At 57.6% G+C, this 2,500-nt stretch carries 1 rRNA gene (cut by a window edge); it reads right to left on the bottom strand.

Annotated features, from left to right (window positions below):
* Positions 1 to 196: 196 nt before the first annotated feature.
* Positions 197 to 2,500: ribosomal RNA gene (locus TSO352_RS29905) — 23S ribosomal RNA — on the bottom strand; it runs 441 nt beyond the window's last position.

Genomic DNA, 2,500 nt, shown 5'->3' on the forward strand with positions numbered 1-2,500 from the left:
TGGCACCTCGCCATGACCACCAGGTCACCAAGGCACAAGACCGACGCTCCGCTCCTCCAACCGGCGCCGCTTACCCCCTGTCCGGGGGAACGGCGTCCGCAATCGCGTGTGTGCAAGTGATCCGAGGTCATCATCGAACCGGCGCTGTCTTGCGTCAAGCAGGCTTGCTGCTGCGCATGGCGCGGTCTGTGGGGTTGAGATCAAGCCGATCGAGCGATTAGTAAGGCTTAGCTTCAGGCGTTGCCGCCGGTCCACATGCCTCCTATCGACGTGATGGTCTGTCACGGCTCTCAAGGGAGCTCTGGTTTAGAGGTGGGTTTCCCGCTTAGATGCTTTCAGCGGTTATCCCGTCCATACTTAGCTACCCGGCCATGCCACTGGCGTGACAACCGGTGCACCAGAGGTATGTCCATCCCGGTCCTCTCGTACTAGGGACAGATCCTCGCAAAACTCCTACACCCACGGCAGATAGGGACCGAACTGTCTCACGACGTTCTAAACCCAGCTCACGTACCACTTTAATCGGCGAACAGCCGAACCCTTGGGACCTGCTCCAGCCCCAGGATGTGATGAGCCGACATCGAGGTGCCAAACGACTCCGTCGATATGGACTCTTGGGAGTCATCAGCCTGTTATCCCCGGCGTACCTTTTATCCGTTGAGCGATGGCCCGTCCACGTGGAGCCACCGGATCACTATGGCCGACTTTCGTCTCTGCTCGACTTGTCAGTCTTGCAGTCAGGCGGGCTTATGCCATTGCACTCGTCGAGCGATTTCCGACCGCTCTGAGCCCACCATCGCGCGCCTCCGTTACACTTTGGGAGGCGACCGCCCCAGTCAAACTACCCGCCATGCAGGGTCCCGGACCCGGGTAACGGGCCGCGGTTAGATGCCAGAGATCTCAAGGGTGGTATTTCAAGGTTGGCTCCACACGAGCTGGCGCCCATGCTTCCAAGCCTCCCACCTATCCTACACATGAGATCCCTAGCACCACTGCAAAGCTGTAGTAAAGGTGCACGGGGTCTTTCCGTCTGACCGCGGGAACTCCGCATCTTCACGGAGAGTTCAATTTCGCTGAGTTGGTGTTGGAGACAGCGGGGAAGTCGTTACGCCATTCGTGCAGGTCGGAACTTACCCGACAAGGAATTTCGCTACCTTAGGACCGTTATAGTTACGGCCGCCGTTTACCGGGGCTTCAATTCAGAGCTTGCACCCCTCCTCTTAACCTTCCGGCACCGGGCAGGCGTCAGACCCTATACGTCGCCTTGTGTGGCTTCGCAGAGCCCTGTGTTTTTAGTAAACAGTCGCTACCCCCTGGTCTGTGCCCCCCGCCCTGGCTTGCGCCAGAACGGGGCCCTCTTCTTCCGAAGTTACGAGGGCAATTTGCCGAGTTCCTTCAACACCATTCTCTCAAGCGCCTGGGTATACTCTACCTGTCCACCTGTGTCGGTTTGGGGTACGGTCTGATGCGGGGGCTATTTCCTGGAACAGGTCCACAGCACGATCAATCCGATAAGATCGTACACGCTTTCCCATCCGTCACTCACCCGCTGGCCCACGAATATTAACGTGGTTCCCATCGACTACGCCTTTCGGCCTCGCCTTAGGGGCCGGCTCACCCTGCGTGGATTAACCTTGCGCAGGAACCCTTGGACTTTCGGCGAGAGTGTTTCTCACACTCTTTGTCGCTACTCATGTCAGCATTCTCACTTCCGATACCTCCAGGCGACCTCGCGGCCACCCTTCGCAGGCTTACGGAACGCTCCGCTACCGCGTGATCAGAGATCACACCCGCAGCTTCGGTACACGGCTTGAGCCCCGATACATTTTCGGCGCAGGCCGGCTTAACTAGACCAGTGAGCTATTACGCTTTCTTTAAAGGATGGCTGCTTCTAAGCCAACCTCCTGGTTGTCATGGCCTTCCCACATCCTTTCCCACTTAGCCGTGATTTGGGGACCTTAGCTGGCGGTCTGGGCTGTTTCCCTCTCGACGATGGACCTTAGCACCCACCGTCTGTCTGCCGCGCTCTGCTTCCGGGTATTCGGAGTTTGGTTAGGTTTGGTAAGGCTCGCGCCCCCCTAGCCCATCCAGTGCTCTACCCCCCGGAGCAATACGCGACGCGCTACCTAAATAGCTTTCGCGGAGAACCAGCTATTTCCTGATTTGATTGGCCTTTCACCCCTAGCCACAGGTCATCTCCGACTTTTTCAACAGGCGTGAGTTCGGTCCTCCAGTGCGTGTTACCGCACCTTCAACCTGCCCATGGCTAGATCATCAGGTTTCGGGTCTAAAGCATGCAACTCGGTCGCCCTATTCAGACTCGCTTTCGCTGCGCCTCCACCTACCGGCTTAAGCTCGCTGCATACTCTAAGTCGCTGACCCATTATACAAAAGGTACGCCGTCACCCCATGAAGAGGCTCCGACTGCTTGTAGGCATCCGGTTTCAGGAACTGTTTCACTCCCCTTGTCGGGGTGCTTTTCACCTTTCCCTCACGGTAC

Origin of the sequence: Azospirillum sp. TSO35-2 (assembly GCF_003116095.1) — a bacterium.
GTDB lineage: Bacteria > Pseudomonadota > Alphaproteobacteria > Azospirillales > Azospirillaceae > Azospirillum.